The 19,936-nt window shown below is 74.0% G+C and carries 16 protein-coding genes; 6 read left to right on the top strand and 10 right to left on the bottom strand.

From position 1 onward, the window contains the following. Together ACFV8H_RS00570 and ACFV8H_RS00575 are read right to left on the bottom strand one after the other, a co-directional pair. A partial coding sequence (locus tag ACFV8H_RS00570; RefSeq protein ID WP_380395857.1) for an L-tyrosine/L-tryptophan isonitrile synthase family protein occupies positions 1–999 on the bottom strand: 999 nt, incomplete at its 3' end. Positions 1,000–1,063: 64 nt separating this feature from the next. After that, positions 1,064–2,431, bottom strand: a complete 1,368-nt coding sequence (locus ACFV8H_RS00575) for a cytochrome P450 (RefSeq protein ID WP_380395858.1) — start codon at positions 2,429–2,431, stop codon at positions 1,064–1,066. A 220-nt stretch (positions 2,432–2,651) separates the two neighbouring features. Here ACFV8H_RS00575 and ACFV8H_RS00580 point away from each other — a divergent pair, with 220 nt between their 5' ends. Then, positions 2,652–3,866 carry an IS110 family transposase gene (locus ACFV8H_RS00580; RefSeq protein ID WP_380395859.1) on the top strand — a complete coding sequence of 405 codons (1,215 nt, stop codon included), beginning with the start codon at positions 2,652–2,654 and terminating at the stop codon, positions 3,864–3,866. 90 nt (positions 3,867–3,956) lie between these two features. Here the strand turns inward: ACFV8H_RS00580 and ACFV8H_RS00585 are convergent, their stop codons facing one another. Continuing rightward, the gene (locus ACFV8H_RS00585) at positions 3,957–5,297 is read right to left on the bottom strand and encodes an MFS transporter (protein WP_380395860.1); all 1,341 of its coding nucleotides are present in this window, start codon (positions 5,295–5,297) and stop codon (positions 3,957–3,959) included. Between the two features lie 290 nt (positions 5,298–5,587). Next, positions 5,588–6,190, bottom strand: a complete 603-nt coding sequence (locus ACFV8H_RS00590; protein WP_380395861.1) for a sigma-70 family RNA polymerase sigma factor — start codon at positions 6,188–6,190, stop codon at positions 5,588–5,590. Positions 6,191–6,266: 76 nt separating this feature from the next. On the opposite strand from ACFV8H_RS00590, the gene ACFV8H_RS00595 reads away from it, so the two are divergent. Beyond that, positions 6,267–6,533, top strand: a complete 267-nt coding sequence (locus ACFV8H_RS00595) for a zf-HC2 domain-containing protein (protein WP_380395862.1) — start codon at positions 6,267–6,269, stop codon at positions 6,531–6,533. 337 nt (positions 6,534–6,870) lie between these two features. Here ACFV8H_RS00595 and ACFV8H_RS00600 read toward each other — a convergent pair whose 3' ends face one another. Next, positions 6,871–7,797, bottom strand: coding sequence for a hypothetical protein (locus ACFV8H_RS00600; protein WP_380395863.1), 927 nt, complete (start codon positions 7,795–7,797; stop codon positions 6,871–6,873). A gap of 257 nt (positions 7,798–8,054) precedes the next feature. On the opposite strand from ACFV8H_RS00600, the gene ACFV8H_RS00605 reads away from it, so the two are divergent. After that, positions 8,055–9,314: a cytochrome P450 gene (locus ACFV8H_RS00605; RefSeq protein WP_375890741.1), complete on the top strand. Its 1,260-nt coding sequence runs from the start codon at positions 8,055–8,057 to the stop codon at positions 9,312–9,314. Between the two features lie 113 nt (positions 9,315–9,427). Here ACFV8H_RS00605 and ACFV8H_RS00610 read toward each other — a convergent pair whose 3' ends face one another. Continuing rightward, positions 9,428–10,123, bottom strand: a complete 696-nt coding sequence (locus ACFV8H_RS00610) for an N-acyl homoserine lactonase family protein (RefSeq protein WP_375890739.1) — start codon at positions 10,121–10,123, stop codon at positions 9,428–9,430. Between the two features lie 218 nt (positions 10,124–10,341). Between ACFV8H_RS00610 and ACFV8H_RS00615 the strand changes: the two genes are divergently transcribed. Together ACFV8H_RS00615 and ACFV8H_RS00620 are read left to right on the top strand one after the other, a co-directional pair. Next, a complete protein-coding gene (locus ACFV8H_RS00615) occupies positions 10,342–11,808 on the top strand; it encodes a CoA transferase (RefSeq protein ID WP_380395864.1) in 1,467 nt (488 codons plus the stop codon). Positions 11,809–11,893: 85 nt separating this feature from the next. Continuing rightward, positions 11,894–12,532, top strand: coding sequence for a DUF6461 domain-containing protein (locus ACFV8H_RS00620; RefSeq protein ID WP_380395865.1), 639 nt, complete (start codon positions 11,894–11,896; stop codon positions 12,530–12,532). A gap of 29 nt (positions 12,533–12,561) precedes the next feature. On the opposite strand, the gene ACFV8H_RS00625 is transcribed toward ACFV8H_RS00620, so the two are convergent. Further along, positions 12,562–13,161: an HdeD family acid-resistance protein gene (locus tag ACFV8H_RS00625; RefSeq protein ID WP_380395866.1), complete on the bottom strand. Its 600-nt coding sequence runs from the start codon at positions 13,159–13,161 to the stop codon at positions 12,562–12,564. 153 nt (positions 13,162–13,314) lie between these two features. Between ACFV8H_RS00625 and ACFV8H_RS00630 the strand changes: the two genes are divergently transcribed. Next, complete coding sequence (locus tag ACFV8H_RS00630) at positions 13,315–15,219, top strand: NAD-binding protein (RefSeq protein ID WP_380395867.1); 1,905 nt, start codon at positions 13,315–13,317, stop codon at positions 15,217–15,219. A gap of 142 nt (positions 15,220–15,361) precedes the next feature. Here the strand turns inward: ACFV8H_RS00630 and ACFV8H_RS00635 are convergent, their stop codons facing one another. The 3 genes from ACFV8H_RS00635 to ACFV8H_RS00645 all read right to left on the bottom strand — a co-directional run bounded on the left by ACFV8H_RS00635 (position 15,362) and on the right by ACFV8H_RS00645 (position 19,892). Beyond that, entirely contained in the window at positions 15,362–16,153 is a 792-nt protein-coding gene (locus ACFV8H_RS00635; protein ID WP_380395868.1) for an enoyl-CoA hydratase, read from the bottom strand. Positions 16,154–16,295: 142 nt separating this feature from the next. After that, positions 16,296–19,010: a pyruvate dehydrogenase (acetyl-transferring), homodimeric type gene (gene aceE, locus ACFV8H_RS00640; protein ID WP_380395869.1), complete on the bottom strand. Its 2,715-nt coding sequence runs from the start codon at positions 19,008–19,010 to the stop codon at positions 16,296–16,298. 204 nt (positions 19,011–19,214) lie between these two features. Beyond that, positions 19,215–19,892: a GntR family transcriptional regulator gene (locus ACFV8H_RS00645; RefSeq protein ID WP_380395870.1), complete on the bottom strand. Its 678-nt coding sequence runs from the start codon at positions 19,890–19,892 to the stop codon at positions 19,215–19,217. Between the last annotated feature and the right edge of the window lie 44 nt (positions 19,893–19,936).

Here is a 19,936-nt window from a genome sequence, read left to right on the forward strand (position 1 = left end):
TTCCGTCGTGCCGCGGGGGTCCGGGGCTCCGGCCCGGGCGGGTACGCCCTCTTTGTGGCGCGGCCGCCCGCCGCGCAGCACCGGCCGGCCGAGCCGCGCGGCCTCCTCGTTGCGCCGCAACTCCCAGCCGCCGTCCGGCCGGTGGAGCACCGCGGAGTGCCAGGGCGTCATCCAGGCGTCGGCGGCGGCCAGCAGCCGGATGCCGAACTTGGGCGCCCCGGCCGGCTGCGGATGGATCGACAGCCGCACCGCCCGAGGATGCTGCTCGGCGATCAACTCGCCCCAGGCGCGACTGCGTTGGATCACCCCGTAGGCGCGTCGACGGCACTCCCGCTGGAGGGCCGACCTGGTGCCGGGGAAGTTCACGGCGTCCTCGGTGAGGAAGCGGGTGATGCCCCGGTAGAGCCGCAGGGTCTCCTGCTCGGTCAGCACCTGCTCGCGCAACTCCTCGACGCTCGGCGCGTACCGCTCGTGCACCCGGGCGCGCTTCTCGTCGTACGGCAGGTCGCCGAGCACCGCCCGCAGGTCGAAGGTGTCCAGGTGGCGCAGGCCCTCGCGCTCGATCATCGCGGTCAACTCGTCGGAGTACTCGTCGATGTGGTGGTCCGGGACGTCGATCAGGTCGCCGAAGATGTGGCCGTCCGAGCAGATCAGGATCCGGGCGCCGGGCGGGTGGATCCGGGCTATCCGCTCGCAGAGCTCGTCCAGGAAGGTCAGCGACAGGCGCTCGCCCTCGTCGGGCAGGTGGCCGAGCACCTTGGCCGGGTTCGGCGACTTGCAGGGGAAGCCCGGGAGGGTGAGGACGATCGGCTCACCGGCCGCGATGAAGTCCGCCAACTGCGCCAGCTGGAAGGGGAAGTGCTCGGGCCGGGCGTCGAACTCCGGGTCGGAGGCGCGGCGGTGCGGGAGCAGCAGGCCGAGGACGCGGGCGGCGAGCTGCGCCGTCGACGGCTGACCGGGGGCGCTGGTGACGAGGGTGGCGGTGCCGACGGGCGGCATGATGGATCTCCTCCGGGGGCGGCGGGTAGGGCTGGTCGGTGGGTGGGGCGAGGGGGCGGGGTGCTCAGCGGCGCCGGTCGTAGGCGACCGGCAGCCGGTTCACCCCGCGGGCCAGGACGGCCGGGATCCAGGCGAGTTCGTCCAGGCCGTCCCCGGGCGCACCGGCCGGGCGCAGCCCGTCCAGTCGGCCGACCAGGGCGTGGACGGCGATCTGGAGCTCGGCCCGGGCCAGGGCGGCGCCCGGGCAGTAGTGGATGCCGTGGCCGAAGGCGAGGTGGGCGTTCGGCGTGCGGTCGAGGTCGAGGCGGTCGGCCTCCGGGAACTGCGCGTCGTCCCGGTTGGCGGCGCAGAGCGAGACGATCACCGAGTCGCCGGCCGGCACGGTGGTGCCGAACAGGTCGCTGTCCTCGGCGAAGAAGCGCCAGGTGGTGAGCTCGAACGCGGCGTCGTGGCGCAGCAGTTCCTCCACCGCCCGGGCCAGTCGGCCGGGCTCGTCGAGGCCGGCGCGCAGCGCGGCCAGCTGCTCGGGGTGGCGCAGCAGGGTGATCAGCATGGTGGTGATCTGGTTGGTGACCGGCTCCTGGCCGGCTACCAGCAGCTGGAACACGATCGAGTCGAGCTCCTCGCGGCTCAACTCGCCCGCGTCGTGGGCGGCGACGAGTCGGCCCAGCAGGTCCTCGGCCTCGGTCCAGCCCGGCTCCCGGCAGTCCGCGCGCTTGCGGGCGACCACCTCGGCGATGTACGTCTGCAGCCCGCGCAGCCGCGCCTCGTAGGCCGGGCGACCAGGGTCCTGCGGGCCGACCGGCTGGACCACCTTGCCCCAGTCGCGGTCGAAGCGCTCGGCCAACTCGGCGGGCAGTCCGATGACTTCGGCCAGCACCCGGAAGGGGTAGTGGGCCGCGAAGCCCGCCACCAGGTCGGCGCCGCCGGTGGCGGGCAGGCCGTCCACCAGCGAGTCGGCGAGCTCCCGCAGCCGCGGGCGCAGCGACTCCACCCGGCGCGGGGCGAAGGCGTCCAGCACCAGGCGGCGCATCACGGTGTGCTTGGGCGGGTCCTGGTGCAGCAGGTGGACCTGGAGCTGGGAGTGCTGCGGCTCCGGCATGATCGAGGCCAGCCGGCGCCAGTTCTCGTTGCCCAGGCTGTGGTTCTTGCCGAGCCGGGGGTCGTTGAGGGTCGCGTGGGCGGCCTGGTGGCCGGTGACCAGCCAGGCGTGGATGCCGCTCGGGAACTCCACCCGGTGCACCGGCCCGGCCTCGCGCATCCGGGCGTAGAGCGGGTACGGGTCGCTCTTGTAGGCCTCGCCGTACAGCGGGACGGGGCTGGGGAGCCGGTCGTGCCCGTACGGGCAGCGCGGGGGTTCGGCCTCGCCCGGGGCCTGCGCCCCGGTTCCGGACGTGGTGGGCATGGGGGCGGTGTCGGTCCATACGGTCATTCGTGGGTTCATCCTGTTCATTCGTAGGATCGGGAGGCCCGGGGACGCGGGGTATGGCTTGTGTCGGTTCCGCCGTAGTTGTGTCTTCCCGTGAATGGCCGCCCCGCGTCCCGCGACGACTCGACTGCTCATTTGGGAAACGCGGAACGTGATCGCTTGTATGGACGTGTCAGCGAGGTCGTCTGCCGGGAAAACTGCACATACGACCGAGGAGGACCTGGTGCCCGAACTCTGGGCTGGGACGGACGCGGGCAAGGGCGAGCACCACTGCTGCGCGATCGACACCGACGCTGCCGAGCACGTCTCGCGCAGGGTGCCGAACAACGAGACCGAGCTGCTGCAGCTGATCGCCGACGTCCTGGACGCCGCCGACGGTGACCCGGTGACGTGGGCGATCGACCTGAACGCCGGCGGAGCCGCCCTGTTCATCGCGCTGCTGCTCGCGCACGGCCAGAGGGTCGTCTACATCCCCGGCCGGACCGTCCACCATGCCTCCGCCGCCTACCGCGGCGACGGCAAGACGGACAGGAAGGACGCCTTCGTCATCGCCGACACCGCCCGCATGCGCCGCGGCCTCCTGCCCCTGCCGGATACCAGCGGGATCGCGGTCGACCTGAGGATTCTCACCGCCCGCCGCCTGGACCTCTCCGCCGACCGCACCCGGGCGATCAACCGGCTCCGCGCCCAGATGCTGGAGTACTTCCCCGCCCTGGAGCGGGCCTTCGACTACAGCGGCAACAAGGCCGCGCTGGTCCTTCTGACGGGCTACCAGACCCCGGCCGCCCTGCGCAGGATCGGACCGGCCCGGCTGGTGACGTGGCTGAAGAACCACGGGGTCCGCACCACGCCGACCGCGAAGGCCGCCGCGGACGCGGCCGTCACCGCCGCCGAGGCCCAGTTCACCGCTGTCCCCGGGGAGAAGAGCTACGCGAAGACGGCCCACACCCTGGCGAGGGAGGTGATGACCCTCGACCAGGAGATCGCCGAGCTCGAATCCCTGATCGAGGAGCGGTTTCGCGAGCACCCCGACGCCGAAGTGATCACGAGCATGCCCGGCATCGGCGACACGCTCGGCGCGGAGTTCATCGCCGCGACCGGCGGCGACATGGCCGCCTTCGGCAGCGCGGACCGCCTCGCCGGAGTCGCCGGCCTCGCACCCGTGCCACGGGACTCCGGCAAGATCAGCGGCGACATGCGCAGGCCCCGCCGCTACAGCCGGCGCCTGCTGCGGATGTTCTACCTCTCCGCCCAGACCGCCTCCATCCACTGCCCGGAGTCCAGGCGCTTCTACCAGCGGAAACGCGCCGAGGGGAAGTCGCACGAGCAGGCGATACTCGCCCTCGCCAGGCGCCGTCTCAACGTGCTCTGGGCCCTCATACGCGACCGCCGAACCTTCGAAACCAGCGCGGCCCGAGCCGGTGCCATGGCGGCATGACCCGATCACAGCGAGTCACCTGCCCGGCTTGACAAGGTCATTGGGATTCATGGGTGTGCTTCCTCCGATGGGGCGGATGTGTCGGGGGCCCTACGCGCGCGGGCGGCGGCCGTGCAGGGCGAGCAGCAGGACGGCGGTGGCCGCGGCCACGGTGGCCAGGGCGATGCCCGCGTGGGTGCCGGTGGTGGCGCGGTCGTCCGCCAGGGCGGCGGCGGTGGCCAGGGCCGGGCCGAGGGCGAAGCCCAGGCTGCGGGAGAGTTGGACGGCGGAGCCGGCGGTGGCGAGCTTCCCGGGCGGGGCGGCGGTCATCACCAGGGCCTGGGTCGGGCCGCCGTTGAGGCCCATGCCGGCGCCCGCGACGGCCAGCCGGACGGCGATGTCGAGGGCCGACCAGTCGCCGCCCACCGGAATGAGCGAGGCCAGGCCGCAGGTGGTGACGACGGCGCCGGTGAGCGCCGTCGGCCGGGCGCCCCAGCGGTCGGCCAGCCGACCGCCGACCCGGCCGGCCAGCACCATGCCGAGCGGGAAGGCCAGCATGGTCAGCGCGGTGGCGGTGGCGCTCTCGCCCCGGGGGCCGCGCAGCTGCTGGACCAGCAGGTACTGGCAGGCCGCGAAGCCGGCGGCGAGCGCGAGCACCGAGGCGTTCACCCCGGTCGTTCGGGCGGCCCGCAGCACCTCGGCGACCGGCCGCCCGCCCGGGCGGCGCAGCCACCGCAGCACCAGGGGGACGGCGGGCAGCGCGAGCAGCAGCCACGCCGGGGCCGTCGGTGCCAGGGTGAGCCCGAGCAGCACGGCGGCCACGGCCCCGCCGATCAGGGCGGCGTCGCCGAGCGAGCCCCGGTCGGGCGGGCGGAGCCCACCGCGCCGCGGGGCGTGGCGGTGCACGATCAGTACGGCGGCCAGGCAGACCGGCAGCTTCACCAGGAAGACCGCCCGCCAGCCGAAGTGGTCCAGCAGCAGGCCGCCGACCACCGGCCCGGTGACGGCGCCGAGCGGCCCCAGCGTCGCGGGCACGCTCATCGCCCGCCCGCGCAGCTCGGGCCGCACGGAGGTGGCGGCCAGGACCGGCATCAGCACGAACAGGACGGCCCCGAAGGCACCTTGCAGCAGCCGTGCGGCTATCAGCCAACTCGCCCACGGGGCAAGGGCGGCCAGCACGCTGCAGGCCGCGAAGCAGCTGACGGCGAACAGGAGCGCGGACCGGGTGCCCACCTGGTCCAGCCACCGCCCGGCCGGCAACAGCAGGGCCACCAGGGGAAGTTGGTAGCCGAGCGCGGCCCACTGCGCGACCCCGGCGGAGACGTGCAGGCCGGAGGCCAGGTCGGTGAGCGCCAGGTTGACCACGTTCATGTCGAGCATCGCGACGAACGAGAGCAGCCCTGCGGCCACGACCAGGCTCCACCGGTCCACCGGTTCGATCTGATGGTCCATCAGGTCATTCGTGGCCGAGGGGTGTTGTGCTCGCATGAAGGTCCTCCGCTCCCCGCTGCCGTACCGGCACCGCCTCGGCGGCGGCGTCCGGTACAGCAGTCGGAGGCGGGAGGGCTCCAGTTCCGAACACTTGGGGGATTTTTCGGCGGGGCCGTCGCAGTGTCGGCGGCGAACAGATGACAGCAGACGGATAACAGATGACAGAGTTCGAAATCTGTCATCTGTTATCCGTTATCTGTTCGCTGTCATCTGTTCGCCGCCGGCCGTCACTCGCCGTCTGTGCCCGCCCCTCAACAGGCCGCTGCGAGTTCCCCGGCCTCGGCGGCCCGCAGACGCGCGACCAGTTCCTCCCGTGCCCGGGCGACCCGGGAGCGGACGGTGCCGATCGGGCAGCCGGCGACCTCGGCCGCCTCCGCGTAGCTCAGGCCGACCACCTGGGTCAGTACGAAGGCCTCCCGTCGCTGGGCGGGTACCCGTTCGAGCAGGTCCCCGAGGGCGATCCCGTCCTCGAACCCGGCCGCCGGGGTGCCGCCCTGCCGTTCCGCCGCCTCCTGCCAGTCCGGCAGCGCCGCGCAGCGCGGTCGGGCGGCGGCCATCCGGTACCGGTCGATGACCGTGCGCCGGGCAATCGACAGCAGCCAGGTGCGGGCCGAGGAGCGACCGGCGAAGGCGGGCAGGCCACGCAGGGCCCGTAGGAAGGTCTCCTGGGCGAGGTCGTCGGCGGACTGCACGTCGGTCAGGTGGGCGACGAAGCGCCAGACGTCCCGCTGGGTCGCCCGGACGAAGGCCTCGACGTCCGCCGGGCGGCCCGAGCGGGCGGTCAGCGCGAGCGCGGTGAGCTGGTCGTCATCCACGGCGGCCCCCGATCCGGCCCGCGCTGCCCCGGCCTGCATTGACCCGGCCCGCGTGGGCCTGGCCCGCGCTGCCCCGGCCCGTACCGCCCTGGCCGCCGTGCGGGACGATGGTCATATGAGATGCGCGCAGTTCCGTACCGCTCTGTCCGCCCGGATCGACGGCGAGCCGAGCGGTCTGCCCGGCACCCGGCTGGACAAGCACCTGGCGCGCTGCGCCGGCTGCCGCGACTGGCTGGACCGGGCCGAGCGACTGCGCGCCCAGGTGCGGGCGGCCGCCGACGACGGCCCGGCGCCCGAGTGGGCGGCCGGACTGTCCGCCCGGCTGGGGCTGGAGGGCCCGGTCGGCCCCGCGCCGGAGGCGCCGCAGGCCACGGAACGGTAGGACGGTGGCGCCGGTGCGAACCGGTGCGCCGTCGAAGTGAGGCATGGGAAGGTCCCGAGGGGAAGGCAGGGAGCGGCGCCGCGCACAGCGGCACCGCAGGCGTCCATGGGCCGGCCGCGCGGCGCTGCGCACCTCCCGTGGAGGTGTCGGCGGTCGCGGATCCGGGCCCGGGCCCCGACGGCACCCACGGCGCGGGAGGCGACGACACGGGACGTGACGGCGCAGGGGCGCGGTGGAGCGGCAGGGCGACCTGCCCGACGTCGGGGTCCCGGAGGTTCCGGCAGCGGAGCCGGTCACCGGCCGGTCATCGGCCGGATGGGGGAGCGCGTCGGGCGCGTCAGCAGGCGAGGGCGAACGCCGGTGGACCGCGCCGGACGACGGCATGCGTGAGCAGCACCGACCGGGCGAGGCCGTCCGGTCGGTCGACGGGCCGGGGGACGACCGGCGGCCGGTACCCGAAGGGGCGGGCGAACAGCGTCAGCAGCGGAAGCAGCAGCGCCCCGGCGACGACCGTCCCGAGGGCGGCGAGCAGCTCGAAGACCCGGACCAGCGCGGCGTCACCGCGCCAGAGCAGCAGTGCGCAGGCCAGCGCGGCCAGGACGTGGGCGAGGGCCATCCCGGGCGACATGCCGTGCGCCATGTCGTGGGCCATCCCGTGACCCGTCCCGTGACCCGTCTCGTGGGCCGGGCCCGTCGGCAGTGCGTGGGACATCCCCGGCATGTCCGGCATCCCGGACATGCCCATGTCCATGGACGCCCCGTCGGCCATCGTGCCTCCGCGCCCGCTCCCGGGAGCGATCCCGGTCCCCGCCGTCGCCCCGTGGTGCATGCCCGCCATCGGCCGCAGGCTGCCCGCGGCCGGGGGGACGTCCGGGTCGATGCCCGCCATCCGGGCCAGCTCGGCGGGCGAGGGCCCGCCGGCCGTCCGGTCCGGGTTGCAGAGCAGCAGGGCGGCCCAGTCCGTGGCGGCGAGCCGGCCCAGACCCCCGCCCCCGCGGCCGAGCGTCGCGGCGTGTTCGAAGAGCAGGTGCAGGGCGGCCTGCGCCGAGACCATCCAGGCGCTGATGACCCCGAGCCCGCGCCGCTTCCCGGCCAGCAGCCAGGTCAGTCCGAGGACCGCCCCGAACGCGCCGAGCAGGACCGGAGCCGAGACCCCGGCCCCGGCCATGGCGACGTGCGCCGCGGCGGCCATCGCCACGCACAGCGCAGCGAAGACCGCGGCGCGCAGCAGGCGGATCCGGTCGGTCATCACGATGGCACTCATCGTCGCACCCGCCACGCCCCGCCCGTGCCGCACCCTCCGGTGATGGCCGGTTCCGGCCCGTGAGACCATGCCCGGCCCGTCGGGTCGACCGATCGCCGGCCTTTAACACCGCCCCGCGCCACGGTCCAACCGGCTTGACACGCGCACCTTCCACTCACTAGATGTGCACACTCCGGTACGGAACGTGTGCGCCGGAGCGAACCTGACCGAACCGGCACGAGTCGGCGCGAACCCGACCGGAAGCAGGAGGCACGGCCATGGACACCCCGACGGAGGTCTCCGCCCCCGCGGCAGGCACCCCCGACCTCACCGACCCCCGCTTCTGGCAGCTGCCGGCGCCCGCCCGCGCCGCCGCCTTCGCCGAGCTGCGCCGCCGCCCCGCCCCCGTCTACTTCGGCGACCGCGCCACCGGCCGGGGTTTCCACGCCCTGGTCCGGCACGCCGACGTGGTCGAGGCGAGCCGCAACCCCGCCGTCTTCCGCTCCGCCCCAGGGGTGACCACCCCCGAACCGGCCCGCTGGGTCCGGCTGCTGTTCGGCGACTCGATGGTCAACCTCGACGACCCCCGGCACGCCCAGCTGCGCCGGATCGTCTCCCGGGCCTTCACCCCGCGGCTGCTCGGCCGGGTCGAGGAGGACATCCGGCACGTCTGCACCGCCCTGGTCGACGCGGTCGAGCGCGACCGGCCCGAGGACTTCGTCCGCCCGGTCGCCGCCCAGCTCCCGTTCCAGGTGATCTGCACCATGATGGGCATCCCCGAGCAGCCCCGGCGCACCATCCTCGACCTGGTCGACCGCAACTCCGCGGACGTCGGCGTGGCCCGGCCGCTGCGCCGACGGCTCCGGGTGCCCGGGCGAGGCCTGGCGGCGCTCGCCCGGATGCAGGGCATCGTGGCCGCGGTCGGCCGCGAGCGCCGACGCCGTCCCGCCGAGGACCTGATCTCCGCGCTGGTCGCCGCCGACGTGGACGGCCGCCGGCTCACCGGCCGCGAGCTGGGTGCCTTCTTCTCGCTGCTGCTGGTCGCCGGGGTCGAGACCACCCGCAACGCGCTCGCCCACGGACTGCACCTGCTGACCGTCCACCCCGAACAGCGCGCACTGCTGCTCGCCGACCTGGACGGCCGGCTCCCCGGGGCGGTGGACGAGATGGTCCGCCACGCCACCCCGATCGTCCAGTTCCGCCGGACCGTCGCCGTCGACCACGAGCTCGGCGGCCCCGGCGGCCCGCTGCTGCGGGCGGGGGAGAAGGTCACGCTGTACTACGGCTCGGCGAACCGGGACGAGGCGGTCTTCCCCGATCCGGAGGCCTTCGACATCACCCGCACCCCCAACCCCCACCTCGGGTACGGCGGCGGCGGGCCGCACTACTGCCTGGGCGCGCACCTGGCCCGGCAGGAGATGACGGCGCTGTTCCGCGAACTGTTCACCCGGCTGCCCGGGGCGCGGTCGGTCGGCGAACCGGTGCTCGTCCCGTCCAGCTTCGACCACCGGGTCCGCTCGTTGGGCTTCACCTTCTGAACCCGCACCGCTCGGCTCCTGAACCCGCACCGGGCTCGGCTCCCGAACCCGCACGGCTCGGCTCCTTAACCCGCACCGGGCTCGGCTTCTGAACCCGCACGGCTCGGCGTCGGCTAGACCGACAGCTCCCACACCGCGTGGTCGTGCGCGAACATCGCGTGGCACGGCCGGTGCTCCGCGACCCGGTCCAGCCAGGCCCGGTAGCCGGGCAGCGGCGCCGCCACCCCGTCGCGCGCGGCCTGCCGGGCCAGCACCGCCTGTCCGTACTCGGAGGCGAAGTCGTACGCCTGCCCGGCCAGCAGCACCCTGGAACCGTCCATGCGCTCGACCAGCAGCGACTGGTGCCCCGCGGTGTGGCCGGGCGTGGGCAGCACCCGGACGCCGGGCCAGAGTTCGGTCTCGCCGTCGAGCTCCTGGTGGACGGCGCCGGGGAAGTCGACCAGGGCGTCGATGGTGTAGCCGCCGCGCCGGGCGGTGGCCAGTTCCTCGGCCTGGACGAGGACCGGTGTCCCGGCGAACAGCGGATTGCCGCCGCAGTGGTCGAAGTGCAGGTGGCAGTTGACCACCAGGTCGATGTCCGAGACGGCGACGCCGGCGGCCGCGAGCGCCTCCGGCAGCGGACGGCGGGACGGGCGGTAGTGCGCCTCGGTCTCCGGCGAGCCCGCGCCGATCCCCGTGTCGAACAGCAGCAGCGACCCCGGGCCGCGGACGAGGTACGCGAGCACCGGCTCCACCCGCGGCTCGGGGCCGCCCACCTCGGCGGCCGGCCGGACAATGTGGCCCAGGTCCAGACGGCGGATCGTGTGCATGCGTCCCCCTTTTCGCTCAGCCCCCGTGTGCCGGCCGTGGCGGCCGCCGTTCGCACCCTACCCGGCGTCCGGAAGCCGCCGGCCGGACTTCGGCTGCTCGTCCGTCAGGGTTGCTCCGGCGGGCAGGAATGCGGGGCGGCGTGGGCGGCGTGGGCGGCCGGCGGGTGCGGTGGTGTGCGTCACGGCGGGCGGACCGGATGCGGAGCACAATGCGCGGCATGACCGATCGTCCGACACCGCCCGAGTCCGAGTCCGCGCCCGAGCCCGAGTCTGCGCCCGAGTCCGCGTCTGCACCCGGGGCCCGGCCCGAGCCCCGGTCCGCGGGCGGCCCCGCCGCCGACCGTCCCACCGCGGAGGTCTGGGCCGCCCTCGGCGGGTCGGCCGAACTCCTCGACCGGGTGGCCTTCCACGGCCCGCAGGGCGGCCTGCCGTCGGGCCTGCCGGTGAGCCGGTTCGCCCGGGCCACGGTAGCCGCCTGCTCGCTGGCCGCCGCCGAACTCGCCGCGCTCCGCGGCGGCGGGCCCGTCCCCGCGGTCCGGGTGGACGAGGGGGCGGTCGCCACCTCCTTCGTCAGTGAGCGCCACCTGGAGATCGACGGTCGCAAGCCGGTCGGCTTCGCCCCGCTCTCCGGCTTCTGGCGCACCGCCGACGGCTGGATCCGCACCCACGCCAACTACCCGCACCACCGGGACCGGCTGCTCGCCGTCCTCGGACTGGCCCCCGGCGCCGGGCCCGAGCAGCTCGCCGCGACGCTCGGTAAGCTGCCGGGCGAGCAGGTGCAGGAGCGCGCGTACGCGGCCGGGGCGCTCGCTGTGGCGGTCGCGCCGGTGAGTACGGCCGCGCACCCCCTGGTGGAGTGCCGGGAGATCGGCGCCGGGCCCGTGCGCCCGCTCGCCGCGGCCCCGGTGGACCGTCCCGCCGCCGGGATCCGCGTCCTCGACCTCAGCCGGGTGATCTCCGGACCGGTCGCCACCCGCACCCTCGCCCTGCTCGGCGCCGACGTGCTGCGGATCGACTCGCCCCGGCTGCCCGAGGCCGAGGACGCCCACACCGACACCGGCTTCGGCAAGCGCTCCACCCGCCTCGACCTCGCCGACCCGGCCGACCGTGCCACCTTCGAGGGCCTGCTCGACACCGCCCACGTCGTCGTCAACGCCTACCGGCCCGGCTCCCTCGACGCCCACGGCCTCGCCCCCGAGGCGCTGTTCGCCCGTCGGCCCGACCTGGTCCTCGCCCGGATCAGCGCCTGGGGCTGGACCGGCCCGTGGGCCGGACGCCGCGGCTTCGACAGCCTGGTCCAGGCCGGTGTGGGGATCGCCGCCCACGAGGCAGGGCCCGACGGCCGGCCCGGGGTGCTGCCCGCCCAGGCACTCGACCACGGCACCGGCTACCTCCTCGCCGCCGCCGTCCTGCGCGCCCTCACCGAGCAGCGCACCCACCGCCCCGGCGGCCGCCACCTGCGCTTCTCCTTCGTCGGCTCGGCCTCCTGGCTGATGCACGGCATCCCGGCCGGACCGGGGCTGCCGGGTGCCGAGCCGTACGACCCGGCGCGCTGGCTCACCGAGACCGACTCGGCGTACGGGCGGCTGCGGTACGCCCTGCCGCCGATCGGCTACGCCGGCGCCCCCACGGACTGGGCCCGCCCGCCCGGGCGCTGGGGGACGGACGCGCCGGTCTGGCGCTGAGCGGGGTCGGGCCGGAGCGTGGGCGGGGTCGGGCCGGGGCGGGGGCGGGGTGGGCGGTGTCGGTGAGGTCTGACAGCATCACCGCATGACCGCCCCGCACGCCACCGACTTCACCTGGTTCGACCAGCGCTACCCCGTCCTGGGCGAGGCCTACTGCCTCACCCACGTCCAGGCGATGACGGGTGAGGAACTGCTGCCCCGCTTCGACGCCCTGACCGGCCGGGAGGTGACCGGGCTGAACGCGGTCGTCGCTGCCTGGGAGACCTTCGACGACGGCGAGGACGCGGAAGCCGAGGAACTCTTCGACCTGGACGAGGACCGGCTGCTCGTCGCCGTCACCGAGCTCGACGGCTGGGCCCTCGCGATCGAACCGTACGGGTACCTCGGCAGCCTGCCCGAGGTCATCTCCCGGCTCACCGAGGGCACCCGGCTGGTCTCGCACTTCCGCAACGCCAACGCGGTGGACCACTTCAACTGGTGGGAAAGCGCCGCCTGCCGCCTGCAGTTCGAGCCGCTCTTCGCGGACCAGCGGCACGGCGACGACGCCGACGCCCCCGGCATCCCCGAACTGCTCACGGCCTGCGGCTTCCGGTTGGACGGGGAGCGCGGCGCACTGCACACCGAGGCCGCGTTCGCGCTCGCCGAGCGGCTCACCGACGTGCGGCTCACCCCGGAACGGCTGGAGGCCGCCACCTTCCGCCTCGGCTACGCGCGCCGACCGTAAGGGCGCGGCCTCCCCGCGGTGGCGGTGGGTCAGACCCCGGAGGGGATCCGCTTGGCCCGGCCGCGCACCTGGACGGCGGTCGCGATCTCGACCAGGCCCAGGATCACCAGCCAGCACCCGGCCAGCACGGTCAGCGCGGCGATCGAGCCGACCGGCCAGACCATCAGCAGCACGCCGGCCAGGGTGTTGGCCGCGCCCGCGAAGGCCTGCCAGCCGCGGGCGGGCATCAGCGGGTCGGAGATCGCGGCGGCGAGCTGGGTGATGCCGCGGAACAACCAGCCGATCCCGATCCAGAGGGCGAGCAGCAGCAGCGACTGCACCGCGCTGCGGAAGCAGAGCAGCCCGAGCAGCACGCAGATCGCGCCGCTGATGAAGGCCAGCACCCGCAGGGCGGTGGTGGCGTGGGTGCCGAAGGCGGCGACCAGCTGGACGATGCCGATGACCAGCAGGTAGAGGCCGAACAGCACGCCCACCACCAGCAGCGTCTCCCGTGGCCAGGCGAAGACGACGATCCCCAGCGCGAGCGAGGCCACTCCCGCGGCCAGCAGCACCTGCCAGGCGGCCTTGGCGAGCAGACCGAGCGGGCCCTGGACCGGGGTTCCGTCGGGGGTGATGATCGGAGGGGCCACGGCGGCGTACTCCTCGTGGTCGGGGGCGGAGAACGAACCCCAGCCTCCGCGCACCGTCACCGGACCGCCCGCCGGGTACGTCCGTTCGAGTGATCCCCCGCGGTCTCCGGATTGACACCCTCCGGTCACCTGCCGTCGATACCATCCATCGGTATGACTTCTGAAGGGTGGGGGACCCCTCCGGTCGAGCCGATCAGCCAGCACTACATCGTGTGCGGGGGCAATGCCCTGGCGCACCGGCTGGTCCTGGAACTCGTCGAGCACTACGAAGTCCCGGTCGTCGTCCTGGTCACCGACCGCACCCGGGACCACGCACCGCGGATCGAAGAGATCACCGGCGTCGCCGCCGTCGTCGAATACCCGAACATCACCGAGGAAGCACTGCGCGCGGTCTCCGTCGACACCGCCCGCGGCCTGGCCCTGGTCGAGGGGAGCGACCAGGAGAACATCCACGCCGCACTCAGCGCCCAGGGCCACAACCCGAACATCCGGATCGTCTTCCGGATGTTCAACCAGCGCCTCGGCGAGAACATCGAACGGCTGCTCAGGAACGGCGCCGCTCTCTCCGGCTCCGCCACCGCCGCCCCGGCCTTCGCCGCGGCGGCGCTCGGCCGGCCCAACTCGGTGGAGATCGGCGGCCGTTACCTGCACATCGCGTTCGACGACGCCATCACCCCGGACCGGATCTGCGTGGTCGCCGACCAGATCGACCGGCAGGACCTCAGCAAGATCCGCCTGCTGCCGGAACAGGAGGGCGACTCGGCCGAGTTCGTCCGGCTCGCCACCGCGTTCGGCGGCGACGGGCCGGTCCGGCCCGGCGGGGTCCGCCGCGAGGCGGCACCGGGGCCTGAGCCGGGGCCGGGGCCGGGGCCTGAGTCGGGGCCTGGCCCTGAGCCCGAGCCCGAGCCGGGGCCTGGCCCTGAGCCTCAGCCTCAGCCCGAGCCCGAGGAGTCGCCGGGTGGGATCGCCGCCCTCCAGGCGCTGCGGATGGAGCCCGGGGAGCCGATCACCTGGGCGCGGCGGCTGCGCTGGCGGGTGCTCGACGCCATGCGCTTCTTCACCAGCGCCCGGATGCGGCTGGTGCTGCTCACCGCGCTCGCCGCCGTGCTGCTGGCGTTCAGCGTGCTCTGGTACCTCAGCCGGGACTTCGGCTGGACGGTCTACATCTCCCTGCTCGACCTGGCCGGCGCCGCCCAGCCCGACCAGCAGGCCGACATCGCCGCCGGGACGGGTACGGGCGGGGCCTGGCAGCGGGTCGCCCAGGTGGTGATCACCCTCTGCGGGATCACCTTCGCGCCGGTCGCCACCGCCATCGTCGTCGAGGTGCTCGGCTCCGGACGACGCGGACTGCCGCGCAACCCGAGCGCCGGCACCCGGGACCACGTGATCGTCGTCGGGCTGGGCAACGTCGGCACCCGGGTCGCGACCCAGCTGCACGAGATGGGGGTGCCGGTGGTCTGCATGGAGCGCGACCCGCAGGCCCGCGGCATCGCCGCCGCCCGGGCGCTCGGCATCCCGGTCGTCCTGGGGGACGGGCCGTTCGAGGAGCAGCTGCGCCGGGCCCGGTTGAAGCACAGCCGGGCGGTGGTCGCCGTCAGCGGGGACGACGCCACCAACCTGGAGGCGGCGCTGGAGGCGCGCCATGGCAATCCCGAGGTCCGGGTGGTGGTCCGGCTCTTCGACGACAACTTCGCCGGCCACTTCTACAAGACGCTGGACAACGCGGCCTCCCGTTCGGTCTCCTACCTGGCGGCGCCCGCCTTCGCCGCCGCGCTGATGGGCAGTGAGGTGCGCGGGACGCTCTCGGTCTTCCGGCACGCGCTGCTGATCGCCGAGCTGACGGTGGAGGACGGCAGCGGACTGATCGGGCTGAACCGGCACGACCTGGAGGACCCGGGCGGCGTCCGGGTCATCGCGGTCCGCTTCGCCCGCAGCAACCAGTTGCACTGGGGCTTCGCCGACCGCACCCGGCGACTGACCCCGGGCGACCGCATCGTGGTCGCCGCCACCCGCAGCGGGCTGGCGCGGCTGAACACGGTGCTGGTGGAGGAGGGCTGACGGCGAACAACTGACAACAAACAGATGACAGCGAACAGATTTCAGATGATGAAATCTGTTCGCTGTCATCTGTTGTCTGTTATCTGTTCGCCGCCACCCGCCACCCGTCAGCCGTGGCCGGTCGCCGACCGCCTGTCGGCCGTCAGCGGTTCTCGAACTTCGGTGCCCGCTTCTCGGCGAAGGCGGCCATGCCCTCCTTCTGGTCCGCCGTGGCGAACACCGAGTGGAACAGGCGGCGTTCGAAGCGGACGCCCTCGGCGAGCGTGGTCTCGAAGGAGCGGTTGACGCTCTCCTTGAGCATGACCGCCGCCGGGGTGGACATCGCCGCGACGGTCTCGGCGGTGGCCAGCGCCTCGGTGAGCAGCTGGTCGGCCGGGACGATCCGGGCGACCAGGCCGGCCCGCTCGGCCTCCTCGGCGCCCATCATCCGGCCGGTGAGGCACAGGTCCATCGCCTTGGCCTTGCCGATGGCGCGGGTGAGGCGCTGCGAGCCGCCGATGCCCGGGAGGACGCCGAGCTTGATCTCCGGCTGGCCGAACTTCGCGGTGTCCGCGGCCAGCAGGATGTCGCACATCATCGCCAGCTCGCAGCCGCCGCCCAGCGCGAACCCGGCGACCGCCGCGACGACGGGCTTGCGCAGCGCGCCGAAGCGGTCCCACGGGCCCAGCCAGTCGTCGAGGTAGACGTCCGGGAACCGGTTGCCCTGCATCTCCTTGATGTCGGCGCCGGCCGCGAAGGCCTTCTCCGAGCCGGTGATCACCAGACAGCCGATCTCCGGGTCCCGGTCGAACGCGGTGGCCGCCGCCACGACCTCGTTCATCAGCTGGGTGTTCAGCGCGTTCAGCGCCTTCGGCCGGTTGAGCGTGATCAGCCCGACCCGGCCCTTGCGCTCGACCAGGATCGTCTCGTAGGTCTCGGTCCCGCTCTCGGTCATCGCCGTACTTCCCATCCGCTGCTCGACCATTCCACTGCTCGCCGCCGTAGGGGCGCGCCCTGACCACCCAACGATCTACGACGCGCCCCGTCGCGCGCCAGTCTTGGCATGCGAGACGCCGGTCACCAGCGTGGCGGGGGGTTCAGAACCGGACGCCGTACCGTTCTGCGGCCTGCCGTACGGTCTCGGCCTTGACCTCGCCCCGGCGGGCCAGTGCGGCCAGCGCGGCGACCGTGACCGACTCGGCGTCCACCCCGAAGTGCCGCCGGGTGGCCGCCCGGCTGTCCGAGAGGCCGAACCCGTCGGTGCCCAGGGAGGTCCAGTCCTGCTCGACCCAGGGGCGGATCTGGTCCGGCACCGCGCGCATCCAGTCGCTGACCGCCAGCACCGGGCCGGGTGCCCCGTCCAGCGCCCGGGTGACGTACGGGACGCGGTCCGCCGCACCGGTGCTGGCCGCGGCCCGGGCCAGGTTGGCGGCGTCGCAGTCGAGCGCCTCCCGGCGCAGTTCCGTCCAGGACGGTGCGGACCAGACGTCGGCCGCCACGCCCCACTCCTCGCCGAGCAGCCGCTGTGCGGCGAGCGCCCAGTGCACGGCGGTTCCGGAGGCGAGGAGTTGGAGTCTCGGCGCGTCGGTGGGCAGGTCGTCGGCGTCGGCCGCGCGGTAGCGGTAGAGCCCGCGCAGGATGCCGTCGACCACTCCGTCCCTGGCCGCCGGGCCGTCCGGGAGCGCGGGCTGGGGCAGTGGCTCGTTGTAGACGGTCAGGTAGTAGAACACGTCCTCGCCGTCCGGGTGTTGCTCGCTGCGGCCGTACATCCGGCGCAGTCCCTCGCGGACGATCACGGCGACCTCGTAGCCGAAGGCCGGGTCGTAGGAGAGCGCGGCCGGATTGGTGGAGGCGATCAACGGGGAGTGGCCGTCGGCGTGTTGCAGGCCTTCGCCGGTCATGGTGGTGCGCCCGGCGGTGGCGCCGATCAGGAAGCCGCGGCCCAACTGGTCGGCCAGCGCCCACATCTGGTCGGCGGTGCGCTGCCAGCCGAACATCGAGTAGAAGATGTAGAACGGGACGACCGGCTCGCCGTGGGTGGCGTACGAGGTCGCGGCGGCGGTCAGTGAGGCCATCGAACCGGCTTCGGTGATGCCCTCGTTGAGGATCTGGCCGCTCACCGACTCCTTGTAGTGGAGGAGTTGGTCGCGGTCGACCGGGTCGTAGGTCTGGCCGAGCGGGGAGTAGATCCCGGCGGTCGGGAAGAGCGACTCCATGCCGAAGGTGCGCGCCTCGTCCGGGACGATCGGCACCCAGCGGTGGCCGGTGGCCCTGTCCCGGACGAGGTCCTTGACCAGCCGGACGAAGGCCATGGTGGTGGCGATCTCCTGCGTGCCGGAGCCCTTGAACAGTGTCTCGAAGGGCTTGGCGGGCAGCTCGGGCAGCGGGGTGAAGCGCACCCGGCGGGCCGGGGCGGGGCCGCCGAGCGCGGCGCGTCGTTCACGCAGGTACCGGACCTCGGGCGAGTCCGGGCCCGGGTGCGCGTACGGGACCAGCTCGGCGTCCAGGGCGCTGTCGGGGATGGGGAGTTCGAGCAGGTCGCGCATGGCGCGGAACTGCGCCCCGGAGAGCTTCTTCATCTGGTGGTTGGCGTTGCGGGCCTCGAAGCCGGGGCCGAGGGTCCAGCCCTTGACCGTCTGCACCAGCACCACGGTGGGGGCGCCCCGGTGCTCCAGGGCGGCCCGGTAGGCGGCGTACACCTTGCGGGGCTCGTGGCCGCCGCGGGAGGTGGCGACGATCTCGGCGAGCCGTCGGTCGTCCAAGGAGTCGGCGAGGGAGCGCAGTTGGGGGTCGTCGTGGAAGAGGTGCGCGCGGATGTAGCGGGCGTCGGAGGCGGCGTAGGTCTGGAACTGCCCGTCCGGCACCTCGCCCAGCCGGCGGACCAGGGCGCCGCCGGTGTCGCGGGCCAGCAGCTCGTCCCAGGCCTCGCCCCACAGCGACTTGACCACGTTCCACCCGGCCGCGCGGAACTGGCGCTCCAGCTCCTGCACGATCTTCCCGTTGCCGCGGACCGGGCCGTCCAGGCGCTGGAGGTTGCAGTTGACCACGAAGGTGAGGTTGTCCAGGCCCTCGCGTGCCGCCAGGGCGAGGGCGGCGGTGGACTCCGGCTCGTCCATCTCGCCGTCACCGAGGAAGGCCCACACGTGCGAGCCGGAGGTGTCCTTGATCCCGCGCGCGGTCAAGTACCGGTTGAAACGGGCCTGGTGGATCGCGGAGAGCGGGCCGAGCCCCATCGAGACGGTGGGGAACTCCCAGAACCAGGGCAGTCGGCGCGGGTGCGGGTAGGAGGGCAGTCCGTCGCCGCCGGTCTCCTGGCGGAAGCGGTCCAGCTGGGCCTCGGTGAGCCGGCCCTCCAGGAAGGCGCGGGCGTACACGCCCGGGGCGGCGTGGCCCTGGACGTACAGCTGGTCGCCGGAGCCGTCGGCCTCCTTGCCCCGGAAGAAGTGCTGGAAGCCGACCTCGTACAGCCAGGCGGCCGAGGCGTAGGTGGCCATGTGCCCGCCGAGGCCGCCGCGGTGGTTGCCCCTGGTCACCATGGCGGCGGCGTTCCAGCGGTTCCAGGCGGTGATCCGCCGCTCCATCTCCTCGTCGCCGGGGAACTCGGGTTCGGCGGCGGTGGGGATGGTGTTGACGTACGGGGTGTCCAGGAGCGGGGGGATGTCGAGGCGGCGCAGCTGGGCGTGTTCGACGAGGCGGCGCAGCAGGTGGGCGGCGCGGTGGGGCCCGCCGAAGTCGCGGGCGGCGTCGAGCGAGTCGCGCCACTCCGCGAGCTCCTCGGGGTCCTGGTCGTGAAGCTGGTCGAGCTGGGACACGGGTGGTTCCCCTTTACCGGTTGCCTCAGGGCACTTATTCCGTGATGCGGAATAGTGTTTCTCCTAATGGAACTCACTGTGGACGGTAGGGACTGGCGGGGCGGCGCGTCAACCGCTACCGGCGAGTAGTGTGCTCGATGATCGATCATCCTTGTGCGAACAATATGGGGGTGAAAAGACGCCGAGCGGGGCCGGGGCCGGTGCTCAGTGGGAGCGGTCGGCGTACTCCAGGACGTGCTCCGCGAGCAGCCGCCCGACCTCCGGGTCCTGCCGCCGGAAGGCCTCGATCAGCGGGAGGTGGTCGGCGGCGTTCTCGTGCAGCTCGGGCCGGACCCGGTGCAGCGACAGCACCGTCCAGACCTCCACACCCAGGCCCTCCCAGGTCCGCAGCAGTGTCCCGTTGCCCGAGGCGGCGACGATCTCGCGGTGGAAGGCCACCCCGTGCCGGGCCTGCCCGAGGGTGTCACCGGCCGCCGCGGCGCTCGCCATCCGTTCGGCGTGCCCCTCCAGTGCGGTGGTGTCACCGGCCAGCCGGACCACCGCGGCCTCGGCGGCCGGGCGTTCCAGCGCCGCCCGTACCAGGTAGACCTCGCGCAGTTCCGCCGGGCCGATCTCGCGCACCCGGACGCCCCGATTGGGCTCCGCGTCGAGCAGTCCGAGGGTCTGCAGCGAGCGCAGCGCCTCGCGCACCGGCGCCTGGCTGACGTTCAACTCGGCCGCCAGACGCCGTTCGACGATCCGGTCACCGGGCTGCCAGCGACCGCCGAGCAGGCCCTCCAGCAGCAGCCCGCGCACCTGCTCGCCGAGCGGGACCCGGGACAGCGGGTCGGTGCCCCCGTCCGGCGTCGGCGTGGCCGCCCGCGTCGGCAACGGATGGGTCATGGCGTTCTCCAGGCGTTCCGGGGGGGGTCGGTGTTCCGGCGAGG

It is taken from the genome of Kitasatospora sp. NPDC059827, assembly GCF_042731675.1.
In the GTDB taxonomy this organism is placed as follows: domain Bacteria; phylum Actinomycetota; class Actinomycetes; order Streptomycetales; family Streptomycetaceae; genus Kitasatospora.

Coding starts and splice junctions, on each gene's coding strand:
- ACFV8H_RS00590 (WP_380395861.1), bottom strand. CDS start 6,190: ATGCAGGCCGGGGCAGCGCGGGCCGGATCGGGGGCCGCCGTGGATGAC.
- ACFV8H_RS00645 (WP_380395870.1), bottom strand. CDS start 19,892: ATGACCCATCCGTTGCCGACGCGGGCGGCCACGCCGACGCCGGACGGG.
- ACFV8H_RS00605 (WP_375890741.1), top strand. CDS start 8,055: ATGGACACCCCGACGGAGGTCTCCGCCCCCGCGGCAGGCACCCCCGAC.
- ACFV8H_RS00620 (WP_380395865.1), top strand. CDS start 11,894: ATGACCGCCCCGCACGCCACCGACTTCACCTGGTTCGACCAGCGCTAC.
- ACFV8H_RS00595 (WP_380395862.1), top strand. CDS start 6,267: ATGAGATGCGCGCAGTTCCGTACCGCTCTGTCCGCCCGGATCGACGGC.
- ACFV8H_RS00610 (WP_375890739.1), bottom strand. CDS start 10,123: ATGCACACGATCCGCCGTCTGGACCTGGGCCACATTGTCCGGCCGGCC.
- ACFV8H_RS00575 (WP_380395858.1), bottom strand. CDS start 2,431: ATGACCGTATGGACCGACACCGCCCCCATGCCCACCACGTCCGGAACC.
- ACFV8H_RS00635 (WP_380395868.1), bottom strand. CDS start 16,153: ATGACCGAGAGCGGGACCGAGACCTACGAGACGATCCTGGTCGAGCGC.
- ACFV8H_RS00585 (WP_380395860.1), bottom strand. CDS start 5,297: ATGGACCATCAGATCGAACCGGTGGACCGGTGGAGCCTGGTCGTGGCC.
- ACFV8H_RS00615 (WP_380395864.1), top strand. CDS start 10,342: ATGACCGATCGTCCGACACCGCCCGAGTCCGAGTCCGCGCCCGAGCCC.
- ACFV8H_RS00600 (WP_380395863.1), bottom strand. CDS start 7,797: ATGAGTGCCATCGTGATGACCGACCGGATCCGCCTGCTGCGCGCCGCG.
- ACFV8H_RS00630 (WP_380395867.1), top strand. CDS start 13,315: ATGACTTCTGAAGGGTGGGGGACCCCTCCGGTCGAGCCGATCAGCCAG.